Here is a 21,498-nt window from a genome sequence, read left to right on the forward strand (position 1 = left end):
CCGACGCTACCATACCAAACGGTATGGAATCAGTGCCTCAGCATGATGTCCAGGAAACGCTGTTGCTGCGCAGCGGCTTTCGCGCCGGGCGCGGAGGCAGACAGGTGCAGAAAACCGACACCGGCGGCGAATGTCGCATCGGCCCGCACGGCGGCGTCCTCAGCGCTGAACCCATCGTCGAGGTAGGCCTGGCGCACCGCCCGACGCACCCGCCGATCTGAAGCTGCCACCGCCACGGCGATATCGGCGTCCGAACGCGCCCACTCCCGCATGGCCCGCTCCAACATCCAATGCCGTTGTCCGAGAAGGACTCCCATCATTGCGGTGAGCCGCTCCCGCGGCGACAGACCCGCGTGCGAGGAGAATTCGGCGCGCGCGCTGTCGTGCACTTCAGCCCAGGTATCCGCCAGAGCGGAGCGATAGGCACCCAGATCGGCGAAATGCCAGTAGAAGCTGCCCTTCGTGGCGCCGACCCGTTTGCACAGCCGGTCCAGCGTCAGCCCTTTGACGCCATCGGTGGCCAGCAGCGAGAAACCCGCCTCCACCCAATCGGTTGCGGCCAGCATGGCGGGCAGACTACGCCTCGGGTGAGGCGCCCCGGACCGCGTCGGCTGCCGCACGGATCTGCGGGGTAACCAGCATGATCTGGCCCAGTACCCCGTTGACGAAGCCCGGCGACTCGTCGGTGGACAACTCCTTGGCCAGCTCGACCGCCTCGTCGACAGCCACCGGCTCGGGCACGTCGTCGGCGTGCAGCAGCTCCCAGACGGCCACCCGCAGGATCGCGCGGTCCACGGCAGGCAGCCGTTCCAACGTCCAGCCCTGCAGGTGCGAGGTGATCAGCTCGTCGATGTGCGCGGAGTTGGCGGCCACGCCCCTGGCGACCGTCACCGTGTACGGGTTCAACGCCGACACGTCGGCGTTGGACTCGGCCAGCGCGGTGCGCCCGTCGGCCACCTCGGCGGCCGTCAGCCCCCTGGCCTCGGCTTCGAAGAGCAGGTCGACGGCGCGTTTGCGCGCCTGATGCCGACCTTTGTCGGCCTTCCGATCAGCCATATCAGGCGTTCACACGCCCCAGATAGCTGCCGTCGCGGGAATCCACCTTGAGCTTGTCGCCGGTGTTGATGAACAGCGGAACTTGGATCTCGGCCCCGGTCTCCAGCGTCGCGGGCTTGGTGCCCGCGCTGGACCGGTCGCCCTGCAGACCCGGTTCGGTGCTGGCGACTTCGAGCTCAACGGTGACCGGAAGCTCCAGGTACAGCGGCGCGCCCTCGTTGAACGCGATCTGCACCGGCATGCCCTCCAGAAGGAAATCGGCCAGGCGGCCCACCAGCGCCTCGGGCAGCGGATGCTGCTCGAAGTCCTCGGAGTCCATGAACACGAAGTCCGAGCCGTCGCGGTAGAGGTAGGTGGCGTCGCGCCGGTCGACCGTCGCGGTCTCCACCTTCACCCCGGCGTTGTACGTCTTGTCGACGACCTTCCCGGACAGGACGTTCTTGAGCTTGGTGCGCACGAATGCGGGGCCCTTGCCCGGTTTGACGTGCTGGAACTCGATGATCTGCCAAAGCTGGCCGTCGATGTTCAGCACAAGGCCGTTCTTGAAATCGGCGGTGGATGCCACGGTCGGTCGTTCTCCTCGTTTATCTGGTCCTAGATGACCTGTAGTTCCTTGGGGAACCGGGTGAGCAATTCGGGGCTCTTGCCGACGACCAGAGTGTCCTCGATGCGGACACCGCCACGGTCGGGCAGGTAGACACCGGGTTCCACGGTCACCACGGAGCCAGCAAGCAGTGTACCGGCGGCAGCGGAGTTGATTCCCGGCGCTTCGTGGATCTGCAGTCCGACACCGTGGCCCAGGCCGTGGCCGAAGTACTCGCCGTAGCCGGCATCGACGATCACCTGGCGGGCCGCGCCGTCTACGTCACGCAGCTCCGCCCCGATATCCAGCGCATTGCGGCCGGCCCGCTGCGCGGCCGCCACCAACTCGTAGATCTCCAGCTGCCAGGACGCGGCCGCACCGAGCACGAACGTGCGCGTCATGTCGGAGTGGTAGCCGCCGACCAGCGCACCGAAGTCGATCTTGACGAAGTCGCCATCGGCCAGCACAGCGTCGGTAGGCCGGTGATGCGGAATGGCCGAGTTGGCGCCGGTGGCCACGATCGTCTCGAAGGACGGCCCGTCGGCGCCGTGCTCGAGCATCAGTGCCTCGAGTTGGCGGCCGACCTCCCGTTCGGTACGCCCGGGCCGCAGGCCGCCGCCGCGAACCAGCTCGGCTAAGGCCGCGTCGGCGGCCTCACACGCCAGCCGCAGCAGTGCGATCTCCCCGGCATCCTTGATTTCGCGCAGCGTCTCGACGGTGCCCGAGGCGCGCACCAGCTCGGCGCCCGGGTGGTCATCGAGCGCGCCGGCCAGCGCGTCGTAGCCGTCGACGGTCACGACGTGGCTCTCGAATCCGATCGTGGCGGCCCCGTCGGCCACCGCGCGCCCGACCAGATGACGCCCGCAGGCTCGTTCGATGACGGTTTCCACGTCCGGCGCCTGGTGTGCGGCCTGGGTCCGATACCGCGAATCGGTGGCCAGCACCGTCGGCGTGTCGCCGGCGAACACCAGCAGCGCTGCATTCGACCCGCTGAATCCGGACAGATAACGCACGTTGACCAGGTCACTGACCAGGATCGCGTCCAGCCCGTCGGCAGCCAGCCGGGCGGCCAGTCGGTCCCGCCGTTGGGAATGTGTCACGGTCGCTGACGCTACTCGCTACTCTGGCTAACCATGACTACGTGGTTGTTGCGCGGACTGGCCTTCGCTGCCGGCATGGTGATCGTCCGTCTGGTGCAAGGCACGCTGATCAATATCTACGAGACCAAGGCGGGAACGATCAGCATCTCGCTGGTCGTGCTGTTCGCCATCGCGGCGTTCGTCTGGGGCCTGCTCGACGGCCGCGCCGACGCCAACGCCAACCCCGACCCGGACCGCCGCCGCGATCTGGCCATGACCTGGCTGCTGGCCGGACTGGTCGGCGGCCTCCTCAGCGGCCTGGTCACCTGGATCGTCTCGCTCTTCTACCACAACGTTTACGCCGAGGGCCTGATCAGCGAGCTGACCACATTCGCGGCCTTCACCGCGCTGGTGGTGTTCGTCCCGGCCATCGCCGCGGTCGCCATCGGCCGCTACCTGGTCGACCGCAAGCGGCCGCCTCAAGAGCGTCGCCGCGAGGACGGCAGCCAGGCTGACGTCTTCGACGCCGCCCGCGAGGACGACCACACCGGACCCATCGCCGGGCTCGGCAGCACCGAGTCCGCCGCCGCGGCCGAGGAGCAGACCTCCGCGGTCGCGACCGCCGAGCGCGACGAGCCGACCGAGCAGATCGACATGACCGAGGGCAAGACCGACAAGGCCTGACCCCGCCGCTGACCGCAGGACAGCTAGATGGTGTCGATCGACGCCCAGCCGTCCACATCGAAGCCGTCACCGCTCGCCACGATCACCGGTCCACCGTGCCCCGGGTAATGCGCCGGGAACACAATCGCGTTGGCGCGGGCCGCTTCGGTGAACACCCGCCGCCGGGTGCCGCGAGCGGCGGCCGGATCGACATCGAACGCGCACGCGTCGTCGGGTCGACGGATCTGGATCGGGCAGTGCGTCAGGTCTCCGACGAACACAGCGGGGCTTCCCGCGTCGAGCCACAACACCGACGAGCCCGGCGTGTGACCGGCCGCCGGGCGCAGCCGCAGAGACGCGCTGAGCGCAAGGTCGTCGGTCCACAGCCGGATCTGATCGGTCACCGGAATCACGCTGTCGGCCAACACCGTTCGCATGCCGTCGTTCTCGCCCTCTCCCCCGGGCCCGAAGAAGCGGTAGTCGGGCTCGGGCATCACGTAGCGAGCGTTGGGGAACGTCGGCACCCACTGACCGTCAACCAGGTGGGTGTTCCAGCCGACGTGATCGGTGTGCAGGTGGGTGTTGACCACGACGTCGACTGCCGCCGGATCGAAGCCGGCCGCGGTGAATGCGTCCAGGAAGTCGGTCGACAAGTGGTCCAGCGGCGGCATGTGCGGGCGCTCGCGGTCGTTGCCGACCCCGGTGTCGACCACCACGACCAGACCGTCGACCTCCACCACCCAGGATTGCATCGCGATCCGCCAGAGCCCGGCGTCACGATCCCAGAAGTGCGGCTCCAGCAGATCGGAGTGATCGGCCCAGGCCTGTGCCGGGGTGTCGGCGAACAGCGATGTCCGCATCTGGATCTGCGTTTCGACGATGCGCGTGACAGTGGCTTCGCCCAACGCCATCCGGTTGCGCACCCGCGGCAACCCGACTAGTCGAGGCCGGGTTCGAGGGTGACTTCGAGTGTGGCCAGGTAGCGCAGCGCCAGCAGGTAGCCCTGCACGCCGAGCCCGACGATCACGCCGGTGGCCACCCCGCTCAGGTATGAGTGGTGCCGAAACTCTTCACGCGCATGCACATTCGAGATGTGCACCTCGATCAGCGACGCCTTCAGCTCGGCGCAGGCGTCCCGCAGCGCGATCGAGGTGTGGGTCAGCGCGCCGGCGTTGAGGATCACCGGGTCACCGGCGTCGGCGGCGGCGTGCAGCCAGTCGATCAGCTGGCCTTCGCTGTTGGATTGCCGCACCACCGCGGTCAGCCCCAGTTCGGTCGCCTGCGATTCGATCAGCATGACCAGGTCGTCATAGGTTGTGCTGCCGTAGATCTCGGGTTCGCGGCGGCCGAGCCGATCGAGATTCGGTCCGTTGAGGACTAGGACTGTCGTCATAGCTGTGTCCTTTGCTCTTCGCCCGTTGGGCTCATCGCGGCCACCTCCGCATATGCCGCCGCCAGCAGCGCCGGGTCCGGACCTTCCAACCGGCCTGGTTTGGCCAACCCGTCGAGCACCACGAACCGCAGCACACCCGAGCGAGTCTTCTTGTCACCGGCCATGATCTCGACGAGCTCGGGCAGCACGTCGGGTTCGTAGCTGACGGGCAATCCCAGCGAGGTGAGCACGTTGCGGTGGCGCTTGGCGGTGGCATCGTCGAGCCGGCCGGCCAGCCGGCCCAACTCGGCGGCGAACACCAGCCCCACCGATACCGCCGCACCGTGGCGCCACCGATAGCGTTCACGGCGTTCGATGGCGTGCGCCAAAGTGTGCCCGTAGTTGAGGATTTCGCGCAGTGCCGACTCTTTCTCGTCGGCGGCCACCACCTCGGCCTTGACTGCGATCGCCCGCCTGATCAGTTCCGGCAGCACACCACCGGCCGGGTCGACGGCGGCCTGCGGGTCGGCTTCGATGAGGTCGAGGATCTTCGGGTCTGCGATGAAACCGGCCTTGACGATCTCGGCCATTCCGGCGACGAGTTCATTGCGCGGCAACGTTTCCAGCATCGCCAGATCCACCAGGACACCAGCCGGCTGGTGGAAGGCGCCGACAAGGTTCTTGCCCGCCTCGGTGTTGATCCCGGTCTTGCCTCCGACAGCGGCGTCGACCATCGCCAGCAGCGTGGTCGGGACGTGCACGATGTCCACACCGCGCAGCCAGGTCGCCGCGGCGAACCCGGCGACATCCGTCGCCGCGCCGCCACCGAGGCTGACGAGCGCGTCCTTGCGGCCGATTCCGATGCGGCCCAGCACTTCCCAGATGAAGCCGACGACCGCCAGATCCTTGCCCGCCTCGGCGTCCGGAATTTCGACGCGGTGGGCGTCGACACCGTTGCCGGACAGATGTTCCCGGATGGCTTCAGCGGTCTGCGCCAGCGTCGGCTGATGCAGGATCGCCACCTTGTGCCGGCCGCCGAGCAGCTCACCGAGCTCGCCGAGCAGGCCGGTGCCCACGATCACCGGGTAAGGCGGATCGACGGCGACCTCGATGGTCACCGGTGTATCTGTCATTTGCGAACTCCGGCGCGGCGAGCGGCCAGCGCCGCCGGGGTGGCGGGCGTGACCGGGGTTGATTCGGACGGTTCATCCGGTGATGTTGGGGTGGAACGTTTTTCAGTTGCCACCGGCGAACGCCGCCATGGTGGTCTGCGCCGGCGCTGCGGTTGCGGGTTCTCCATCCGCGCGACGATGTGACGCACGACGGCGCCAGGGTTGCGGCGGTTGGTGTTCACCCGGATCGTGGCAACCCGACGGTAGAGCGGCACCCGCTGGTTCATCAGCGTGCGGTACTTCTCGGCGTGGTCGGGTCCGGCCAGCAGCGGACGCACGGTGCTGCCGCTGGTGCGGCGCACTCCCTCGGCCGCGCTGATCTCCAGGAAGATCACGGTGTGCCCGGCCAGCGCATCGCGGACGCCGGCTGTGGTGACCGCGCCGCCGCCCAGCGACAGGACACCGTCGTGGGTGTCCAGTGCCTCGCGGACGACGTCTTCTTCGATGCGGCGGAATTCCTCCTCGCCGTCGTTGGCGAAGATGTCGGCGACGGTGCGGCCGGTCTTCTCCTCGATCGCCGCGTCGGTGTCGAGCATCGCCACGCCCATCGACTTGGCCAGGCGCCGCCCGATAGTGGACTTCCCTGAGCCGGGCAGCCCGATCAGCACGGCTTTCGGCGCCATCTCGCTACCCCGACGCCCGCACTGGCGACTCGGAGGGCATGCGCTCGGCGACCGCCTGCAGATACCCGTCGACGTTGCGCCGGGTCTCGGTGAGCGAGTCACCGCCGAACTTGTCCAGCACAGCACGGGCCAGCACCAGCGCGACCATCGTTTCGACGACGACACCAGCGGCGGGAACCGCACACACGTCGGAACGCTGATGGATCGCCACGGCCTCCTCGCCGGTGGCCATGTCGACGGTCGCCAGCGCACGCGGCACCGTCGAGATCGGCTTCATCGCCGCCCGCACCCGCAGCGGCAGGCCATTGGTCATGCCACCTTCGAGGCCGCCGGCCCGGTTGGTGGAGCGGACCACTCCGTCGGGGCCGGGGTACATCTCGTCGTGAGCCTGGCTGCCGCGTCGGCGCGCGGTCTGGAAACCGTCGCCGATCTCCACGCCCTTGATGGCCTGGATGCCCATCACCGCGGCGGCGAGCTGGCTATCCAGCTTGTTGTCGCCACTGGTGAACGAGCCCAGCCCGATCGGCAGGCCGTGGACCACGACCTCGACGATGCCGCCCAGGGTGTCGCCGTCGCGTTTGGCGGCCTCGATCTGCTCGATCATGTCGGCTTCGGCGGCCTTGTCGAAGGCCCGGACCGGGCTCTCGTCGATGCGATCGAGATCGCCCGCGGCCGGTGGGGGTCCGTCGTAGGGTGCCGACGCACCGATCGAGATGACGTGGGAGAGCACCTCGACGCCCAGCGTCTGGCGCAGGAATGCGCGGGCGACAGTCCCTGCCGCGACCCGCGCCGCGGTCTCGCGGGCGCTGGCCCGCTCCAGCACCGGGCGGGCGTCGTCGAAGCCGTACTTGAGCATGCCGGCGTAGTCGGCGTGTCCGGGCCGGGGCCGGGTCAGCGGCGCGTTGCGCGCGACGTCCAGTTCCTCGTCGGCGACAGGATCGGCAGCCATCACGGTTTCCCACTTGGGCCACTCGGTGTTGCCGATCTCGATGGCGATCGGGCCGCCCAAGGTGGCGCCGTGGCGGACCCCGGCCAGCACAGTGACCTGGTCCTGTTCGAATTTCATCCGGGCACCGCGACCGTAGCCCAGGCGCCGGCGGGCGAGCTGGTCGGCGATGTCGGTCGACGTGACCTGCACACCGGCGACCATGCCTTCGACTACGGCTACCAGCGCGCGGCCATGGGATTCACCGGCGGTCGTCCATCGCAACACGCGTCCCATCTTCCCACGCCGGTCACGGCAGACCCAATCTGCTTTCCGCAGGAGCACGCGAAAATGGAGCAATGAGGAAAACTCCGATGCGAATCTGGACGATTTCGCGGCTCTCGACCCGTTCTTCCGGATCATCGAACGCGGCCTGCAGGGACTCGTCGACCCGGGGCACTTCTTCGACCTGATGGCCGAGACGTCCTCACCGAATACGTGATCACCGTGCCCGGCTACCCGCGCTACGCCGGTCGGTTCATCTCGGTCATCACGATCCAGGACCGGGAGATCGTGCGCTGGCGGGACTGCCTCAATCCGGTCGCCGTCTTCGACGCGCTGGGCTGGCCCGAGGGCTAAAAGACGACGAGGGCCGCGGCGGCCAGGCTCGCCACGCACATCGACGGGCCGTGGGGCACCGTCGCCGTCCGATCTCGCACCGCGATGACGGTCGCCAGCATGGCCGTCAGCAGAGGTGCACCCAGCGCCGCCAGCAGCCACACGTCAGGCCCGAACGCGCCCGTCAGCCCGCCCACCCCGAGCGCGAGCTTGACGTCACCGGCGCCCAGCCCGGCCGGAATCGTCAGGTGCACAGCCAGATACAGCGCAGCCAGTCCGAGTGCCCCGGCCAGTGCCGGAAGCCCGTGACCGCACAGTCCGGCGACGGCAAGGACCGTGACCGCCCCGGGCAGTGTGAGCGCATTGGGCAATCGCCGGTGGCGGACGTCGAACACCACCAACGCCGCTGCCCACGACAGCACAAGCCCGATCACCAACTGGCGCACCGGCGGACGTTAACCCAGCGCGGCCGCCATCTGCTCGCGCGGCGCCGGGCGCCCTGTGAATTGTTCGACTTGGCTGAACGCCTGATGCAGCAGCATCTGCACGCCACTGATCACCTGGCCGCCGGCGGCCCCCACGGCGGTGGCCAGCGGAGTGGGCCACGGGTCGTAGATCGCGTCCAGCAGCACAGGGACCCCCGCGAACACCTCGGCATAGTCGGCTGCGGCATCGGCGGGAACAGTGCTGACCAGGGCGGTGGCGGTGGCCACCACCTCAGGGAGGCGCGGATCGGCCAGGTCGCAGAATTCCATGGTGACGTCGGCCGCCGCGCCGAGGTCCAGTAACCGAGCCGCCTTGTCGCGGTTGCGCGCGACGACGGTGATCTCGATGGCCCCGAGGTCGGCCAGCGCCACGACGGCCGCGGGTGCGGTGCCGCCCGAACCCAGCACGATTGCGTGGTGCAGATGGCGGACGTGCCCGAGGGCACCGGCGACCCCGTCGATGTCGGTGTTATCGGCGCGCCAGCCTCGTTCGGTGTGGACCAGGGTGTTCGCCGAGCCGACCAGGTCCGCGCGTTCGGTGTGCTCGTCGGCGAAGCGCAGGGCGGCGAACTTTCCTGGCATCGTCACCGAGACCCCGACCCACTCGGGGCCGAAACCGCTTAAGAGGGAAGGTAATTCGTCGGCCGTGCACTCGATGCGGTCGTAGGTCCAGTCGGTCAGGCCGAGCGCGCGGTAGGCGGCCAGGTGCAGCAGCGGCGATTTGGAATGTGCGACGGGTGACCCGAGCACCGCGGCTTTACGCGCGCCCGTCATCGCGCGGAGTCGAGCACACCATTGCGCTTGGCCAGCTCGATATTGGCCAGGTGCTGCTGATAGTCGCGGGTGAACAATGTGGTGCCGTCGGTGTCCACGGTCACGAAATACAGCCAGTCCCCCGGCTCGGGCCGCTCGGCCGCGGCCAGCGCATCCTGCCCGGGCGAGCAGATCGGCGTGACCGGCAAGCCGTCCATGGCGTAGGTGTTCCACGGCGTCATCTGAGCCCGGTCGGCGTCGGTGGTGGCGACTTCCTGACGATCCAACGAGTAGTTGACCGTCGAATCGAATTCCAGCTTCTGCGGCACGGCCAGCCGGTTGTAGATCACTCGCGCGACCTTGGCGAAATCGTGCGGTTTGGCCTCGCGCTGCACCAGCGAGCCCACGATCAGGATCTGATAGGGCGACATGTTCATCGCTGTCGCGGTGTCCAGCAGCCCGGCGCTGACGTAGTGATCGGTGCTCTGGCCGATCAGCTTGGCCAGGATCTCCTGAGGCGACGCCGCCGGGTCGACGTTCCAGGTACCCGGCGCGATCAGTCCCTCGAGCCTGCGGTGGTTGCTCCCCAGTGAGATGACGGGTTGAGTCGCCCATTGCGGCACGTTCAAGTCGGCCGGCGCCGCCTCCTCGGCTGCCTTGCGCAAGTCCTCGGCGGCTACGCATTTCGGCTGGCCGTTGAGCGGGACACAGGTGGCCTTGGAGATCAGGGTGAAGATGCCGTCAGTCACCTTGCCCGAGCCGACCTCGGCGATGTCGTCGAGCTGACGGCCCTCGGGGATCACCAGCTTGCCCACCCGGTTATGCGGGTCGGCCAGCCGGTCCACCGCCGCGGAGGCCGACATCTCGGTGCGCACCGCGTAGTACCCGGGCTGGATGGCCGCGATCGCCGCGTTGTCCTTGGCGGCGTCCACGAAGGCCTTGACGTTGGACACGACGTTCTTGTCGCGCAGTGTCTGTGCGATCTGGGTGGTGGAGTCGCCATCGTGCACCTGGATGACGACGTCGTCCTTGCCGGCGCCGGCGTAGTCGCCAGAGCTGCCGCTGAACAGCTTGGCGCCCAGGTACACCGCGGCCACCACCACGACAACCAGCAGGGTCCCCGCGACGGCGCCGATCATCCTGCGGCGGTTACGGTTTCGCCGGGCACGGACCCGATCGAGGCGGCTCATCCGGCTCCGTGGCGGGCCGACGGCCACCGGCGCGGAACGGTCGTGGTCGAAGTCGTCAGACATCGTCGTCACTCTCCGCTGTTCCCCGGGGCGCGCTGGCTAGATTCCGGCGCTGGTCGAGCCAGCCCTGCAGGATTCCGACGGCGGCGGCCTGATCGATCACTCCGCGCTGGCTCTTGGCCCGCACCCCGGCGTCGCGCAGCGAACGCTGGGCGACCACGGTGGTCAGCCGCTCGTCGGCCAGTCGAACGGGCACCGGGGCGATCCGCCCGGCCAGCGCGTCGGCCACGTCGACCGCGTCCTGCGCCGACGTCCCGGCGCGGTCGGCCAGTGTGCGGGGCAGCCCGACGATCACCTCGACGACGTCGTGTTCGGAGACCAGCGCGCTCAGCCGCCGCAGATGCTTGCCCGTTCGCTCCCGGCGCACCGTCTCCACCGGAGTGGCCAGAATGCCGTCGGGATCACTGACCGCCACGCCGATCCGCACAGTGCCGACGTCGATCCCGAGCCGACGACCGCGCCCGGGATCGTCTGCGCCGGGCCGGTCGGGCACACGGTTCTGTGCGGAGAGCACGGAGGCTAGCTCCGCGCGATCTCTGCGCGAACCGCCCCCAGTGCCGCATCGATACCGGCCGTGTTCTTTCCGGATCCCTGGGCCAGGTCAGCCTTGCCGCCGCCCCGCCCGTCGACGGCCGAAGAGATCTGCTTGATCAGCTCGTTGGCGCTCAGCCCGGCGTCCTGCGCGGCCGGGTTGGTCGCCACCACGAACGGGACAGTGCCCTCGTCGCCTTCGGAGATGAGCACCACGACCGCGGGCTCCGAGCCCATCCTGCCGCGGATGTCACCGACCAGGGAGCGCAGATCACCCGCGCTGATGCCGGCCGAGAGCCGTTGCGCCACAAGACGGACCTTACCCACCTGCTCGGCACCTGCGGCGGCGTTCGCCGCGGCGGCCCGCGCGGTGGCCAGTCGCATCTTGTCGAGTTCCTTCTCGGCGGCCTTGAGCCGTTCGACCAGGGTGGCGACGCGGGCCGGCACCTCTTCCGACGGCACCTTCAGCGAGGAGGCCAACCCGGCCATCAGCGCGCGTTCCTTGGCCAGGTGGCGGAACGAATCCAGGCCGACGTAAGCCTCGACGCGGCGCACGCCGGAACCGACGGACGATTCACCCAAGATCGTGACCGGCCCGATCTGGGCTGAGTTGTGCACGTGGGTACCGCCGCACAGTTCCAGCGAGAACGGGCCGCCGATATCGACGACGCGGACTTCGGCAGGGTACTGCTCACCGAACATCGCCATCGCGCCCATGGCCTTGGCCTTCTCCAGTCCGGTGGTGAACGTGTTGACCGGGTAGTCGGCCTCGACGGCCTCGTTGGTCACCTCTTCGACCTGGGTCCGCTGCTCCTCGCTGAGCGGGCCCTGCCAGTTGAAGTCGAACCGCAGGTAGCCGGGACGGTTCAGTGAGCCGGCCTGAACAGCGTTGGGCCCCAACACCTGTCGCAACGCGCCGTGCACCATGTGAGTGCCGGAGTGACCTTGGGTGGCGCCGTGGCGCCACTTGGGGTCGACGGCCGCGGTGACGGTGTCGCCTTCGACGAATTCACCGGACTCGACATTGACCCGATGCACCCACAGCGTCTTGGCAATCTTCTGGACGTCGGTGACGGCAGCCTTGGCCGTCGCGCTGCCGCCGGTGCCACTGATCCAGCCCGCGTCGGCGATCTGTCCACCGGACTCGGCGTAGAGCGGGGTTCGGTCCAGCACCACCTCGACGCGCTCCGGAGGGGGTGATTGGGAGTGCACGCGCGAGTGGTGAGCGATCACCGGCACCCGCTTGCCGTCGACGAAGATGCCGAGGATCCGGGCTTCGGAGGTCAGCTCGTCGAAGCCGGTGAACTCCGTCGGCCCGGCGTCGACCAGCTCACGGAACGCGGACAAGTCGGCATGAGCGTGCTTGCGGGCCGCGGCGTCGGCCTTGGCCCGGCGGCGCTGCTCGGCCATCAGCTCACGGAAGCCCAACTCGTCGACGGACAGGCCAGCCTCGGCGGCCATCTCCAAGGTCAGTTCGATCGGGAAGCCGTAAGTGTCGTGCAGCGTGAACGCCTCGGTGCCGCCCAGCACGGACTTGCCTGCGGCCTTGGTGGTCGCGGCCGCCTCTTCGAACAGCTTCGAACCCGAGGCCAGAGTCCGGTTGAACGCCGTCTCCTCGGCCACCGCAATGCGCTGAATGCGGTCGAAATCGGTGACCAGCTCCGGATACGACGGCCCCATCGCATCGCGCACGCATGTCATCAGTTCCGCCATGATCGGCTGCTCGACACCGAGCAGCTTGGCCGCGCGGATGATGCGGCGCAGCAACCGGCGCAGCACATAGCCGCGGCCCTCGTTGCCGGGCGTGACGCCGTCGCCGATGATGATCGCCGCGGTGCGGCTGTGGTCGGCGATGACCCGGTAGCGGACGTCATCTTCATGGCTGCCGGCGCCATAGCCGCGGGGGGCGTACTCGGCAACCTTGTCGATCATCGGGCGGAGCAGGTCGGTCTCGTAGACGTTGTCGACGTTCTGTAGCAGGCAGGCGATGCGCTCCACACCCATGCCGGTGTCGATGTTCCTGCGCGGCAACGGGCCCAGGATCTCGAAGTCGTCCTTCGACGTGCCCTCGCCACGCTCGTTCTGCATGAAAACGAGATTCCAGATCTCGATATAGCGGTTCTCGTCGGCTTCAGGACCGCCCTCGACGCCGTACTCGGGGCCGCGGTCGAAGTAGATCTCCGAACACGGACCACACGGCCCGGGGATGCCCATCGACCAGTAGTTGTCCGCCATGCCGCGGCGCTGGATCCGCTCGATCGGCAGACCGGCGATCTCCTGCCAGAGCTGCACAGCCTCGTCGTCGTCGTAAAAGACGGTTGCCCACAGCCGTTCGGGGTCGAACCCGTAACCGCCGTCGGCGACCGGATTGGTCAGCAGCGACCAGGCCAGCTCGATCGCGCCGCGCTTGAAGTAATCGCCGAAGGAGAAGTTGCCCGCCATCTGGAAGAAGGTGTTGTGGCGGGTGGTGATACCGACCTCGTCGATATCCGGCGTACGAATGCATTTCTGGATGCTGGTGGCCGTCGTGTACGGCGGGGTGCGCTGCCCGAGAAAGAACGGCACGAACTGCACCATGCCCGCGTTGACGAACAGCAGGTTCGGGTCGTCGAGGATCACCGAGGCACTCGGCACCTCGGTATGGCCTGCCTTCACGAAATGATCCAGGAAGCGCTTCCTGATCTCGTGTGTCTGCACTGAATTTCCTTGCGTTCGGGATGCGGCTCGGCTGACGCCTCGACCGCACCACATTACCGGTCTCCCGACGTTGGCCGGTCAGCCGGGCAGGAAGCTCAGCCGAACCGATCGGCGCGGGTTGTCCCTGTTCAGGTCGACCAACACGACGCTCTGCCAGGTGCCCAGCAGCGGGGTGCCGTCAGCTACCGGAAGCGTCACCGAGGGCGCCACGATGGCCGGCATCACATGATCGGCGCCGTGGCCCGCCGAGCCGTGCGAATGCCGGTACCGATCGTCGCGCGGCAAAAGCCGTTCCAGGGTGTCGAGCAAGTCGTGGTCGGAACCGGCTCCGGTCTCGATGATCGCGATGCCTGCGGTGGCGTGCGGGACGAAGACGTTGCACAGCCCGTCCCCACGGCCGCGGCAGAACGACCGCACCTCGTCAGTGAGGTCGACGATCCGCCGACGGGAACTGTCGACGTCGAGCACAGCGGTGTCCACGATTCCCACCGTAGCGACCTGGGCGAAACCGTTGCCAGGTCACACCAGGTGGAGGAAGGTGAAATGCGCCGGTGGCGCCACCGGGGCGCTGCCCCGAGTCGAAGGGGGTGGACCGTGCACGCACGCTCTACCACGTTTGACGCGCGCCCGGAATCGATAGATGCCGGGATCGCCGTGTTTCGTGCCGAGGTCATGCCAGCCGTGAGCGACATGCCGGGATGTATCGGCACGTCGTTTCTTGCCGACCGCGAATCGGGCCGCTGCATCGCCACCACCGCCTGGGAAAACAATGCGGCGATGCGCTCCAGTGCCGACCAGGTGCGCTCGCTGCGCGCCAAAGCCGCCAAGGCGTTCGCGGCCGGCACCTCGGTGGACGAATGGGAGATCGCCGCACTGCATCGCGACCACCGCTCCGGCGAAGGCGCCTGTGTGCGGGCCACCTGGCTCAAGGCCAGGCCCGACCAGTTCAATCGAGTCGTCGAGTTCTACAAGGAGACGGTGCTTCCCGAGATCGAACAGCTGGACGGGTTCTGCAGCACCAGCCTGATGACCGACCGCGCCACCGGCCGTGCGGTGGTGTCGACGACCTACGACAGCCACGCCGCGATGGAGCGCAGTCGAGATGTGGCCAGGTCCTTGCGGACCGCGCTGCTGCGCGATCTGGGTGCCGATCAGTTCGACGTCGGTGAGTTCGAACTGGCGATCGCGCAGTTGCGTGTGCCCGAAATGGCTTAGGCGGGCACCGCTTCCACAACGCTGATCGGGGCCGCGGTCGGCACTATCCCCGTCATCCGGAAGCCGGCTTTGGCGAGTAGTGACCGGTATTGCTCGGCTGTGCGTTCCCGGCCGCCGGCCTGAACCAACATCTCGAGATCGATCCACTTGCCGATGAAGTCGCTGTCGTCGTCGGGAATGACGAATTCGAGGAGCAGCAAGCTGGCGCCGGGTTTTATCGCGGCACGGATGTTGCGCAGGATCGTCAGCGACTGCTCATCAGCCCAGTCGTGAATGATGTGCTTCATCACATAGGCATCGCCGCCGCCGGGAACCGCGTCGAAGAACGAGCCGCCCTGAACGTCCACCCGATCGGTGAGCCCGAACTCGGCCAGCAGCTTGGGCGCTGAGGCGACCACGTCGGGCAGGTCGTACAGCACGCCGCGGGCCGACGGGGTGGCACCCAGGATTTCCGCCAGCAGCCGGCCGTGGCCGCCGCCCACGTCGACGATCGTCGAATAGCGGCTGAAGTCGTACGCGGCGACCGCGGGTTGCACCGTCATCTCCGACATGCCCGTCATCGCGTCGTTGAACAAACCCGCGAATTCCGGGTCGTCGCCGAGGTAATCGAAAAACTCCTTGCCGCGCAGGGATTCGACCACGGGCTTGCCCGTGCGAACCGCGTCGAGCAGATGGGACCAGTGCTCCCGCTGCTGATGGGATCCGTAGAACAACCCCGCAGGCCGCATCGATGGCTCCGACTTGGACCGCAGAGTCTCGCCGAGAGCATTCAGCCCGTAGCGGCCGTCGCGGTGGCGGCGGAACACACCCCGACTGACCAGGGCCCGCATCAGCCGGTCCACCCCGTCGGGATCCGCGCCGACGCGCTCGGCGAGTTCGGTTGCCGGTAACGGGCCGCCGGCCAGTGCGTCGGCGATGCCCAGCGCGGCCGCCACCTGGATCGCCTGCGATACCCAGGCCCCCAGGACCAGTTCGAGCATCTCGATCGGAGGGGGCACCATCCGCCGGCTCAATCGGGACAGGTGCTGCCGGATGCGATCGATTGCCTTCACCACTGGTGCCGGCGGCACCTTGGCCTGCGCCATCATCGGTAACTCTCCCCCTTGAGTGTCAGCGGTTGCGACGGATGATCGCCCGCAGCTTGTCCAGCCGGCTGGCGATCTCGCGCTCGGCGCCGTGGCTGGTCGGCTTATAGTAGTCGACGCCCAGCACCTCGTCGGGTGGATATTGCTGGGGCACAACACCGTCCGGGTCGTCGTGCGGATATCGGTAGCCCACGGCATTGCCGAGCTTGGCCGCACCCGCGTAGTGCCCGTCGCGCAGATGCGCCGGCACCAGACCGGCCTTGCCCGCCCGGATGTCGTTCATCGCGGCGCCAAGTGCGGTGGTGACCGCATTCGATTTCGGCGCGGTGGCCAGATACACGGTCGCGTGCGCGAGCGTGAGCTGCGCCTCCGGCATACCGATCAATTGCACCGTCTGCGCGGCGGCGACCGCGATCTGCAGCGCCGACGGATCGGCCATGCCGATGTCTTCACTGGCCAGGATCATCAACCGGCGGGCCACGAACCGCGGGTCCTCCCCCGCAACCAGCATGCGGGCCAGGTAGTGCAGCGCGGCGTCGACGTCCGAGCCGCGGATCGACTTGATGAATGCGCTGATGACGTCGTAGTGCTGGTCGCCGTCACGGTCGTAGCGCACGGCCGCCTTGTCCAGCGACTGCTCGATGGTCTCGACGGAAATGCGGCCACCGCTTGCCACTGCTGTTTCGGCGGCCACCTCCAGTGCGGTCAGCGCCCGACGGGCGTCACCGGCGGACAACTGCACCACCAGTTCCACGGCGTCGTCGTCGACGGCGACGGCGCCGCCCAGTCCGCGCGGGTCCTCGATGGCGCGGCGCACCACGGCACGGATGTTGTCCGCGGTCAGCGGCTGTAACTGAAGGATCAGCGAGCGCGACAGCAGCGGGGCCACCACCGAAAACGACGGGTTCTCGGTCGTAGCGGCCACCAGCAGCACCACCCGGTTCTCCACCGCGGCCAGTAGTGCGTCCTGCTGGGTCTTGGAGAACCGGTGCACCTCGTCGATGAACAGCACGGTCTGCTCGCCGATAACGGCGGCGTTGCGCGCCTTGTCTATGACGGCCCGCACTTCCTTGACGCCCGCGCTGAGCGCCGAGAGCGCCTCGAACCGTCGGCCGGTGGCCTGCGAAACCAGCGATGCCAACGTCGTCTTGCCGGTGCCTGGCGGCCCGTAGAGGATCACCGACGCCGCGCCCGAGCCCTCGACGAGGCGGCGCAGTGGCGAGCCGGGGCGCAGCAGGTTCTCCTGCCCCACGACTTCGTCCAGGCTGGCCGGGCGCATCCGGACAGCCAGCGGAGCCGACGCCGGCGCGGCCGAGCTCACCCGGCCGTCGCCGCCGTCGGGAACGTCGAACAGGCTGCCAGACACGCCCTCAGACTTACCATGTTCGTCATGTGGTCGTCGTGACTGCACGCGGCCAGGTCCCGTCAGACCGGCTGGGCGCTCAGAACCCGTTAAAAAACATCGCCCACCAGCAACCGGCAGGCGACGTCCACGTCCGCCAGCGCATCCTCTGGTCCCAGCGCTCCACCGACCGTCCACGTCAAGATGCCGAACGCGGCCTGCTGCACCAGCCGGGTGCGGCGCAGTTGTTCGTCGGTCGGGCTGTCGACGCCGGCGATCTTCAGAATGAGCTCGCGCAATGTGGGGTCGTCTGGCGCGTCGGCCTGCGCCCGGACGATCTGGGTCGATGTGATCATCGCGTGCGCAAGATGCCTGTGATGCAATAGGTTTCGGCACGCGGCCACCATCAGGGCGGCGATGTCGTCGGTCGGGACACCGCTGGGCGCCGGGGGCCGGAAGTGGACGACCTGCTCATCGAGCACCGCGGCGAACACATGATGCTTGGACGGGTAATAGCGGTACAGGGTGCGCAACGCGACGCCGGCATCGGCGGCGATCTCCTGGGCCTGGATCCGGTCGATCTCCTTGACCGAGCCGAGCCGGGAGGCTGCGGCCAGGATCGCACCACGACGATTCTCCTGGTCATCGGTCGCCGGGCGGGCCGGCGCCCGGGGCTCTCCGATCCGCGGCACGCCTCTCAGTATCGGGTATGGCCCTGGTCACCGCGCAGCAGTACCGATCAGCGAGACGCCGAGCACAGGTTTGGGCCGCGCGGGTGACGATCGGTGCGTGGTGGATGCGAAGTACGGTCCGTGGGCGGTGATCGCGGGCGGATCCGAAGGGGTGGGTGCGGAATTCGCGCGCCTTCTCGCCAAGGCAGGCGTCAATCTTGTTCTGGTGGCCCGTAAACCCGAGCCGCTGGCGGCGACGGCCTTGACGTGTCGCGATCTCGGTGCCGAAGTACGCACTCTGGCAACGGATCTCGTCGAATCGTCGGCCGTCGACGAGTTGACCGCGCTGACCGACGGGCTCGAGGTCGGGCTGTTCATCTACAACGCAGGCGCCAACACGTGCAGCGCGGACTTCCTCGACGCCGAGCTCGCGGACTTTCAGCGGGTGATCGACCTGAACATCACCACGATGATGGCGCTGACGCAGCACTACGGACGCCTGATGCGCGAACGTCGGCGTGGCGGCATCCTGCTGGTCGGGTCGATGTCGGGGTATCTGGGATCGGTGCGCCACACGGTGTACGGCGGGGTGAAGGCCTACGGCCGCATCTTCGCCGAGGGGCTGTGGCTGGAATTGCGCGACCACGGCGTCGACGTGCTGGAGCTGGTTCTGGGTGTGACTCGGACGCCCGCGATGGAGCGGGTGGGGCTGAACTTCGACGTCCCGGGTATGCGGGTGGCCGATCCGGCCGACGTAGCGCGCGAGGGGCTCGAGCAGTTACCGAACGGCCCCGTTTATGTCGCGGGCGGTAACGCCGAAGACGTTGCGCGGCGCACTGATCCGGATCGCAGGAAGGTGGTCGCCGGCGCGCACCGGATGATGCAGAAGTTGATGGGGCTGACCTGAGCGTCGACTAGTTGTTCGCGCCCGCCAACGCCCGCGCGATCTGTGCCGCGGACGCGGATACCAGCGGCTGACATCGCTGGGCGAGCACCCGATCGGAGGTGACGATCCCGATCGCGGCGCGCGAACCGATCGTCGCCGCAACCGACAGCATTGGAGCCGCGTAATCCCCCTGCCGCACCACTACGCGGCGGCGGACCTTGTGCAACTCCCCCCACCACGCCGCGTCGGGCTCCCAGCCCCGGACGTGATTCAGCTCGGCGACCACATCCTCCGGCGAGAGGCCGGCCAGCGCGGCCACACCGAGCGCCACCCGGTGAGCCGGGATCCGCACACCGACCGACGTCGGTACCTGGCGTGCCGACGGGCCGCCCAACTTGTCCAGGTGAACGATCTCGCCCCGATCCAGCAGACCGAGATGCACCACCGCGCCGGTGCGCACCTGCATCTCGTGCAGCACGGGTGCCGCGACCGATCGCAGCCGAACGTCGGCGCTGTCTGCCGCACCCCACGCGGACGTGCGCGCGCCCAGGCGGTAGCCCCGGCCGGAGTGAGTCAGCCATTGCAGGCGAACCAGCTGGTCGAGAATGCGGTGCGTGGTCGAGCGCGGCAGGTGGGCGCGCGCGGCGATCTGGTCCAGCGTGAGGCCCGCAGACACGTCCTCGAAGGCATCGATGATCGCCGTGAACCGGTCCAGCATCGATGCGGGCGCGGTATCGCTCAAAGCCGCCGTCATCAGCACTCCTGTCCGCTTGGCGAGAATTCGTTCTACCGCACCGTAGCGGTCCCGATCACCGAGACGCAAGCATTCCTCCGGTGTGGCGCCAGTTAGATAGGCACTGTGCGGATCGGACTGTCGACGCCGATGGTGATGCAACTGCCCGGCGTCTCCTCCGAGTGGGAAACCACCGCAGGAGTCGCCGACCTCGCGCACATCGCCCACACCGCCGACGAACTGGGCTTCGACCATCTCACCTGCGCCGAGCACATCGCCGTCCCGGTCGACGAAAGCGGTCAGCGCGGCCTGACGTACTGGGATCCGCTGTCGACGTTCGGGTTTCTGGCCGCCCACACAAGCCGGATCTCGTTGACGACGTCGGTGGTCGTGCTGGGCTACCACCACCCGCTGGAGATCGCGAAGCGCTTCGGCACCCTGGACCGGCTCAGCGGCGGCCGGCTGGTACTGGGTGTCGGCGTCGGCTCCCTTGCCGAGGAGTTCGAACTGCTCGGCGCGGCCTTCGACGGGCGCGGTGAACGCGCCGACGACGCCATCCGCGCGCTGCGCGCGTCGCTGTCCACCACCAGGCCCCGCTACCAGGGCAGCCACTACCAGTTCGACGGGTTCGCCGTGCAGCCCTGCGCCGTACAACCACGAGTCCCGATCTGGGTGGGGGGACGCACCCTGCGTTCGCTGCGCCGCGCAGTCCGGCTGGCCGACGGCTGGATACCGTTCGGCCTGAGCAACGCCGAGATCGGTGCCATGCTGGCCGGAGTCGACGTGCCGCCCGGCTTCGAGGTGGTCCTGTCCACCGGGTACGCCGTGGATCCGCTCGCCGATCGCGACCGAACTTCTCAGCGCCTCGAAGGCTTACGCGACGCAGGTGCCACCGCCGTCACCGCCTCGGTGTCCGCCGACTCCCCCACCCACTACTGCGATCAGCTCGCCGCGCTACGGGAGCTGGCCGACCAGCTGTAGAGAGGACAACACCGTGAACGACACCCTGGAGAGCCTCGAGAGGCGCGTCAAAACCCTTGAGGACGAACGCGATATCGCTCGGCTCATCGGGTCCTACGGGCCACTGGTCGACTCCGGCGATCCCGACGCCGTCGCCGCACTGTGGGCCGTGGACGGCGGATACGACACCGGTGACTGGTCGATGTCGAGCCGCGCCGACGTCGCCGCCATGGTGCGCTCCGAAGAACACCAGGGATTGATCGCCCGGGGCTGTTGCCATTTCTTCGGCCCGCCTGTGGTGACGGTCGACGGCGACGAGGCCGTCGCGGTCTGTCAGTCCATGCTGCTGGTGCGCCGGGAGTCGCTTGGCTACGCCGTCGCCCGCGCCGGTGTGCACCTCATCCACCTACAGCGCGCCGGCCACGGTTGGGAAATCGTCGGCCGTACCGCACGCCAGCTCGACGGCAGCGGCCAAGCCATCGACCTGATCACCGCGGGATTGTCTCGATGACCGGCTCATTGGACGGCAAGGTCGCGCTTGTCACCGGCGGCGGCGCAGGAATCGGCGCGGGTATCGCCCGCCGATTCGCCGACGAGGGCGCGCGGGTGGTGGTGGCCGAATTCGACCCGACCAGCGGCGCGGCCGTAGCCGACGAGATCGGCGGGCTGTTCGTCGCCACCGATGTCTCCGACCGCTTCCAGGTCGAAAATGCCGTGGCTGCAGCGGCTTCCGAATTCGGGGCGATCGACATCCTGGTGAACAACGCCTGGGGTGGCGGCGGGGTGGGGCGGGTGGAGA

At 68.2% G+C, this 21,498-nt stretch carries 26 protein-coding genes; 7 read left to right on the forward strand and 19 right to left on the reverse strand.

Going from position 1 to position 21,498, the window contains the following annotated elements:
* Positions 1-29 precede the first annotated feature (29 nt).
* Genes CG716_RS08350 through CG716_RS08365 form a run of 4 tightly spaced genes read right to left on the reverse strand, consistent with a single transcriptional unit; the run spans position 30 to position 2,739 of the window.
* Positions 30-566, reverse strand: coding sequence for a TetR/AcrR family transcriptional regulator (locus CG716_RS08350; RefSeq protein WP_094478335.1), 537 nt, complete (start codon positions 564-566; stop codon positions 30-32).
* 10 nt (positions 567-576) lie between these two features.
* Positions 577-1,056 carry a transcription antitermination factor NusB gene (gene nusB, locus CG716_RS08355; protein WP_094478337.1) on the reverse strand — a complete coding sequence of 160 codons (480 nt, stop codon included), beginning with the start codon at positions 1,054-1,056 and terminating at the stop codon, positions 577-579.
* 1 nt (position 1,057) lies between these two features.
* Positions 1,058-1,621, reverse strand: a complete 564-nt coding sequence (gene efp, locus CG716_RS08360; RefSeq protein WP_094478339.1) for an elongation factor P — start codon at positions 1,619-1,621, stop codon at positions 1,058-1,060.
* A 29-nt stretch (positions 1,622-1,650) separates the two neighbouring features.
* Positions 1,651-2,739, reverse strand: coding sequence for a M24 family metallopeptidase (locus tag CG716_RS08365; RefSeq protein ID WP_094478341.1), 1,089 nt, complete (start codon positions 2,737-2,739; stop codon positions 1,651-1,653).
* A gap of 33 nt (positions 2,740-2,772) precedes the next feature.
* On the opposite strand from CG716_RS08365, the gene CG716_RS08370 reads away from it, so the two are divergent.
* Positions 2,773-3,402, forward strand: coding sequence for a B-4DMT family transporter (locus CG716_RS08370; RefSeq protein ID WP_094478343.1), 630 nt, complete (start codon positions 2,773-2,775; stop codon positions 3,400-3,402).
* A 23-nt stretch (positions 3,403-3,425) separates the two neighbouring features.
* On the opposite strand, the gene CG716_RS08375 is transcribed toward CG716_RS08370, so the two are convergent.
* Genes CG716_RS08375 through aroC form a run of 5 tightly spaced genes read right to left on the reverse strand, consistent with a single transcriptional unit; the run spans position 3,426 to position 7,761 of the window.
* A complete protein-coding gene (locus CG716_RS08375) occupies positions 3,426-4,304 on the reverse strand; it encodes an MBL fold metallo-hydrolase (protein ID WP_094478345.1) in 879 nt (292 codons plus the stop codon).
* 14 nt (positions 4,305-4,318) lie between these two features.
* Positions 4,319-4,774, reverse strand: a complete 456-nt coding sequence (aroQ, locus tag CG716_RS08380) for a type II 3-dehydroquinate dehydratase (protein ID WP_094478347.1) — start codon at positions 4,772-4,774, stop codon at positions 4,319-4,321.
* Entirely contained in the window at positions 4,771-5,886 is a 1,116-nt protein-coding gene (aroB, locus tag CG716_RS08385; RefSeq protein WP_094478349.1) for a 3-dehydroquinate synthase, read from the reverse strand. Before aroB ends, aroQ begins: the two co-directional genes overlap by 4 nt.
* On the reverse strand, positions 5,883-6,548 hold the full coding sequence (locus CG716_RS08390; protein WP_094478351.1) for a shikimate kinase: 666 nt from the start codon (positions 6,546-6,548) through the stop codon (positions 5,883-5,885). The genes aroB and CG716_RS08390 overlap by 4 nt, the downstream gene beginning before the upstream one ends.
* Positions 6,549-6,552: 4 nt before the next feature.
* The gene (aroC, locus tag CG716_RS08395) at positions 6,553-7,761 is read right to left on the reverse strand and encodes a chorismate synthase (protein ID WP_094478353.1); all 1,209 of its coding nucleotides are present in this window, start codon (positions 7,759-7,761) and stop codon (positions 6,553-6,555) included.
* Between the two features lie 219 nt (positions 7,762-7,980).
* On the opposite strand from aroC, the gene CG716_RS31070 reads away from it, so the two are divergent.
* Entirely contained in the window at positions 7,981-8,112 is a 132-nt protein-coding gene (locus tag CG716_RS31070; RefSeq protein WP_272938271.1) for a nuclear transport factor 2-like protein, read from the forward strand.
* Here CG716_RS31070 and CG716_RS08405 read toward each other — a convergent pair.
* From CG716_RS08405 to CG716_RS08430, 6 genes are all read right to left on the reverse strand, one after another.
* Positions 8,109-8,528 carry a prepilin peptidase gene (locus tag CG716_RS08405; protein WP_207760608.1) on the reverse strand — a complete coding sequence of 140 codons (420 nt, stop codon included), beginning with the start codon at positions 8,526-8,528 and terminating at the stop codon, positions 8,109-8,111. The two genes, CG716_RS31070 and CG716_RS08405, sit on opposite strands and share 4 nt — an antisense overlap.
* Positions 8,529-8,546: 18 nt before the next feature.
* Positions 8,547-9,350 (reverse strand): shikimate dehydrogenase, encoded by an 804-nt coding sequence (locus CG716_RS08410; RefSeq protein ID WP_094478355.1) that lies wholly within the window; start codon positions 9,348-9,350, stop codon positions 8,547-8,549.
* Entirely contained in the window at positions 9,347-10,582 is a 1,236-nt protein-coding gene (locus tag CG716_RS08415) for an endolytic transglycosylase MltG (RefSeq protein WP_094478357.1), read from the reverse strand. The genes CG716_RS08410 and CG716_RS08415 overlap by 4 nt, the downstream gene beginning before the upstream one ends.
* Positions 10,575-11,093 carry a Holliday junction resolvase RuvX gene (ruvX, locus tag CG716_RS08420; RefSeq protein WP_094478359.1) on the reverse strand — a complete coding sequence of 173 codons (519 nt, stop codon included), beginning with the start codon at positions 11,091-11,093 and terminating at the stop codon, positions 10,575-10,577. The genes CG716_RS08415 and ruvX overlap by 8 nt, the downstream gene beginning before the upstream one ends.
* A 5-nt stretch (positions 11,094-11,098) precedes the next feature.
* Positions 11,099-13,807: an alanine--tRNA ligase gene (gene alaS, locus CG716_RS08425; RefSeq protein WP_094478361.1), complete on the reverse strand. Its 2,709-nt coding sequence runs from the start codon at positions 13,805-13,807 to the stop codon at positions 11,099-11,101.
* A gap of 78 nt (positions 13,808-13,885) precedes the next feature.
* A complete protein-coding gene (locus CG716_RS08430) occupies positions 13,886-14,287 on the reverse strand; it encodes a secondary thiamine-phosphate synthase enzyme YjbQ (protein WP_094478431.1) in 402 nt (133 codons plus the stop codon).
* 114 nt (positions 14,288-14,401) lie between these two features.
* On the opposite strand from CG716_RS08430, the gene CG716_RS08435 reads away from it, so the two are divergent.
* A complete protein-coding gene (locus tag CG716_RS08435; RefSeq protein WP_094478363.1) occupies positions 14,402-15,022 on the forward strand; it encodes an antibiotic biosynthesis monooxygenase in 621 nt (206 codons plus the stop codon).
* Here the strand turns inward: CG716_RS08435 and CG716_RS08440 are convergent.
* From CG716_RS08440 to CG716_RS08450, 3 genes are all read right to left on the reverse strand, one after another.
* A complete protein-coding gene (locus tag CG716_RS08440; protein ID WP_094478433.1) occupies positions 15,019-16,107 on the reverse strand; it encodes a methyltransferase in 1,089 nt (362 codons plus the stop codon). The genes CG716_RS08435 and CG716_RS08440 overlap by 4 nt on opposite strands.
* Positions 16,108-16,132: 25 nt before the next feature.
* Positions 16,133-17,473, reverse strand: coding sequence for a replication-associated recombination protein A (locus tag CG716_RS08445; RefSeq protein WP_094478365.1), 1,341 nt, complete (start codon positions 17,471-17,473; stop codon positions 16,133-16,135).
* A gap of 86 nt (positions 17,474-17,559) precedes the next feature.
* Positions 17,560-18,141, reverse strand: a complete 582-nt coding sequence (locus CG716_RS08450) for a TetR/AcrR family transcriptional regulator (protein WP_094478367.1) — start codon at positions 18,139-18,141, stop codon at positions 17,560-17,562.
* 97 nt (positions 18,142-18,238) lie between these two features.
* Here CG716_RS08450 and CG716_RS08455 point away from each other — a divergent pair, with 97 nt between their 5' ends.
* Complete coding sequence (locus CG716_RS08455) at positions 18,239-19,027, forward strand: SDR family NAD(P)-dependent oxidoreductase (protein WP_094478369.1); 789 nt, start codon at positions 18,239-18,241, stop codon at positions 19,025-19,027.
* A gap of 7 nt (positions 19,028-19,034) precedes the next feature.
* On the opposite strand, the gene CG716_RS08460 is transcribed toward CG716_RS08455, so the two are convergent.
* On the reverse strand, positions 19,035-19,760 hold the full coding sequence (locus tag CG716_RS08460; RefSeq protein WP_094478435.1) for an IclR family transcriptional regulator: 726 nt from the start codon (positions 19,758-19,760) through the stop codon (positions 19,035-19,037).
* 105 nt (positions 19,761-19,865) lie between these two features.
* On the opposite strand from CG716_RS08460, the gene CG716_RS08465 reads away from it, so the two are divergent.
* From CG716_RS08465 to CG716_RS08475, 3 genes are all read left to right on the forward strand, one after another.
* On the forward strand, positions 19,866-20,720 hold the full coding sequence (locus CG716_RS08465) for an LLM class F420-dependent oxidoreductase (RefSeq protein ID WP_094478371.1): 855 nt from the start codon (positions 19,866-19,868) through the stop codon (positions 20,718-20,720).
* 13 nt (positions 20,721-20,733) lie between these two features.
* Positions 20,734-21,210: a nuclear transport factor 2 family protein gene (locus tag CG716_RS08470; RefSeq protein WP_094478373.1), complete on the forward strand. Its 477-nt coding sequence runs from the start codon at positions 20,734-20,736 to the stop codon at positions 21,208-21,210.
* Positions 21,207-21,498: SDR family NAD(P)-dependent oxidoreductase (locus CG716_RS08475; RefSeq protein ID WP_133066894.1), on the forward strand; the 292-nt coding region annotated here is incomplete at its 3' end. The genes CG716_RS08470 and CG716_RS08475, both read left to right, overlap by 4 nt.

The sequence above is a fragment of the Mycolicibacterium sphagni genome (assembly GCF_002250655.1).
Lineage (GTDB): Bacteria > Actinomycetota > Actinomycetes > Mycobacteriales > Mycobacteriaceae > Mycobacterium > Mycobacterium sphagni.

Coding starts and splice junctions, on each gene's coding strand:
- CG716_RS08350 (WP_094478335.1), bottom strand. CDS start 566: ATGCTGGCCGCAACCGATTGGGTGGAGGCGGGTTTCTCGCTGCTGGCC.
- nusB (WP_094478337.1), bottom strand. CDS start 1,056: ATGGCTGATCGGAAGGCCGACAAAGGTCGGCATCAGGCGCGCAAACGC.
- CG716_RS08370 (WP_094478343.1), top strand. CDS start 2,773: ATGACTACGTGGTTGTTGCGCGGACTGGCCTTCGCTGCCGGCATGGTG.
- aroQ (WP_094478347.1), bottom strand. CDS start 4,774: ATGACGACAGTCCTAGTCCTCAACGGACCGAATCTCGATCGGCTCGGC.
- aroB (WP_094478349.1), bottom strand. CDS start 5,886: ATGACAGATACACCGGTGACCATCGAGGTCGCCGTCGATCCGCCTTAC.
- CG716_RS08390 (WP_094478351.1), bottom strand. CDS start 6,548: ATGGCGCCGAAAGCCGTGCTGATCGGGCTGCCCGGCTCAGGGAAGTCC.
- CG716_RS08410 (WP_094478355.1), bottom strand. CDS start 9,350: ATGACGGGCGCGCGTAAAGCCGCGGTGCTCGGGTCACCCGTCGCACAT.
- CG716_RS08415 (WP_094478357.1), bottom strand. CDS start 10,582: ATGTCTGACGACTTCGACCACGACCGTTCCGCGCCGGTGGCCGTCGGC.
- CG716_RS08440 (WP_094478433.1), bottom strand. CDS start 16,107: ATGGCGCAGGCCAAGGTGCCGCCGGCACCAGTGGTGAAGGCAATCGAT.
- CG716_RS08460 (WP_094478435.1), bottom strand. CDS start 19,760: ATGACGGCGGCTTTGAGCGATACCGCGCCCGCATCGATGCTGGACCGG.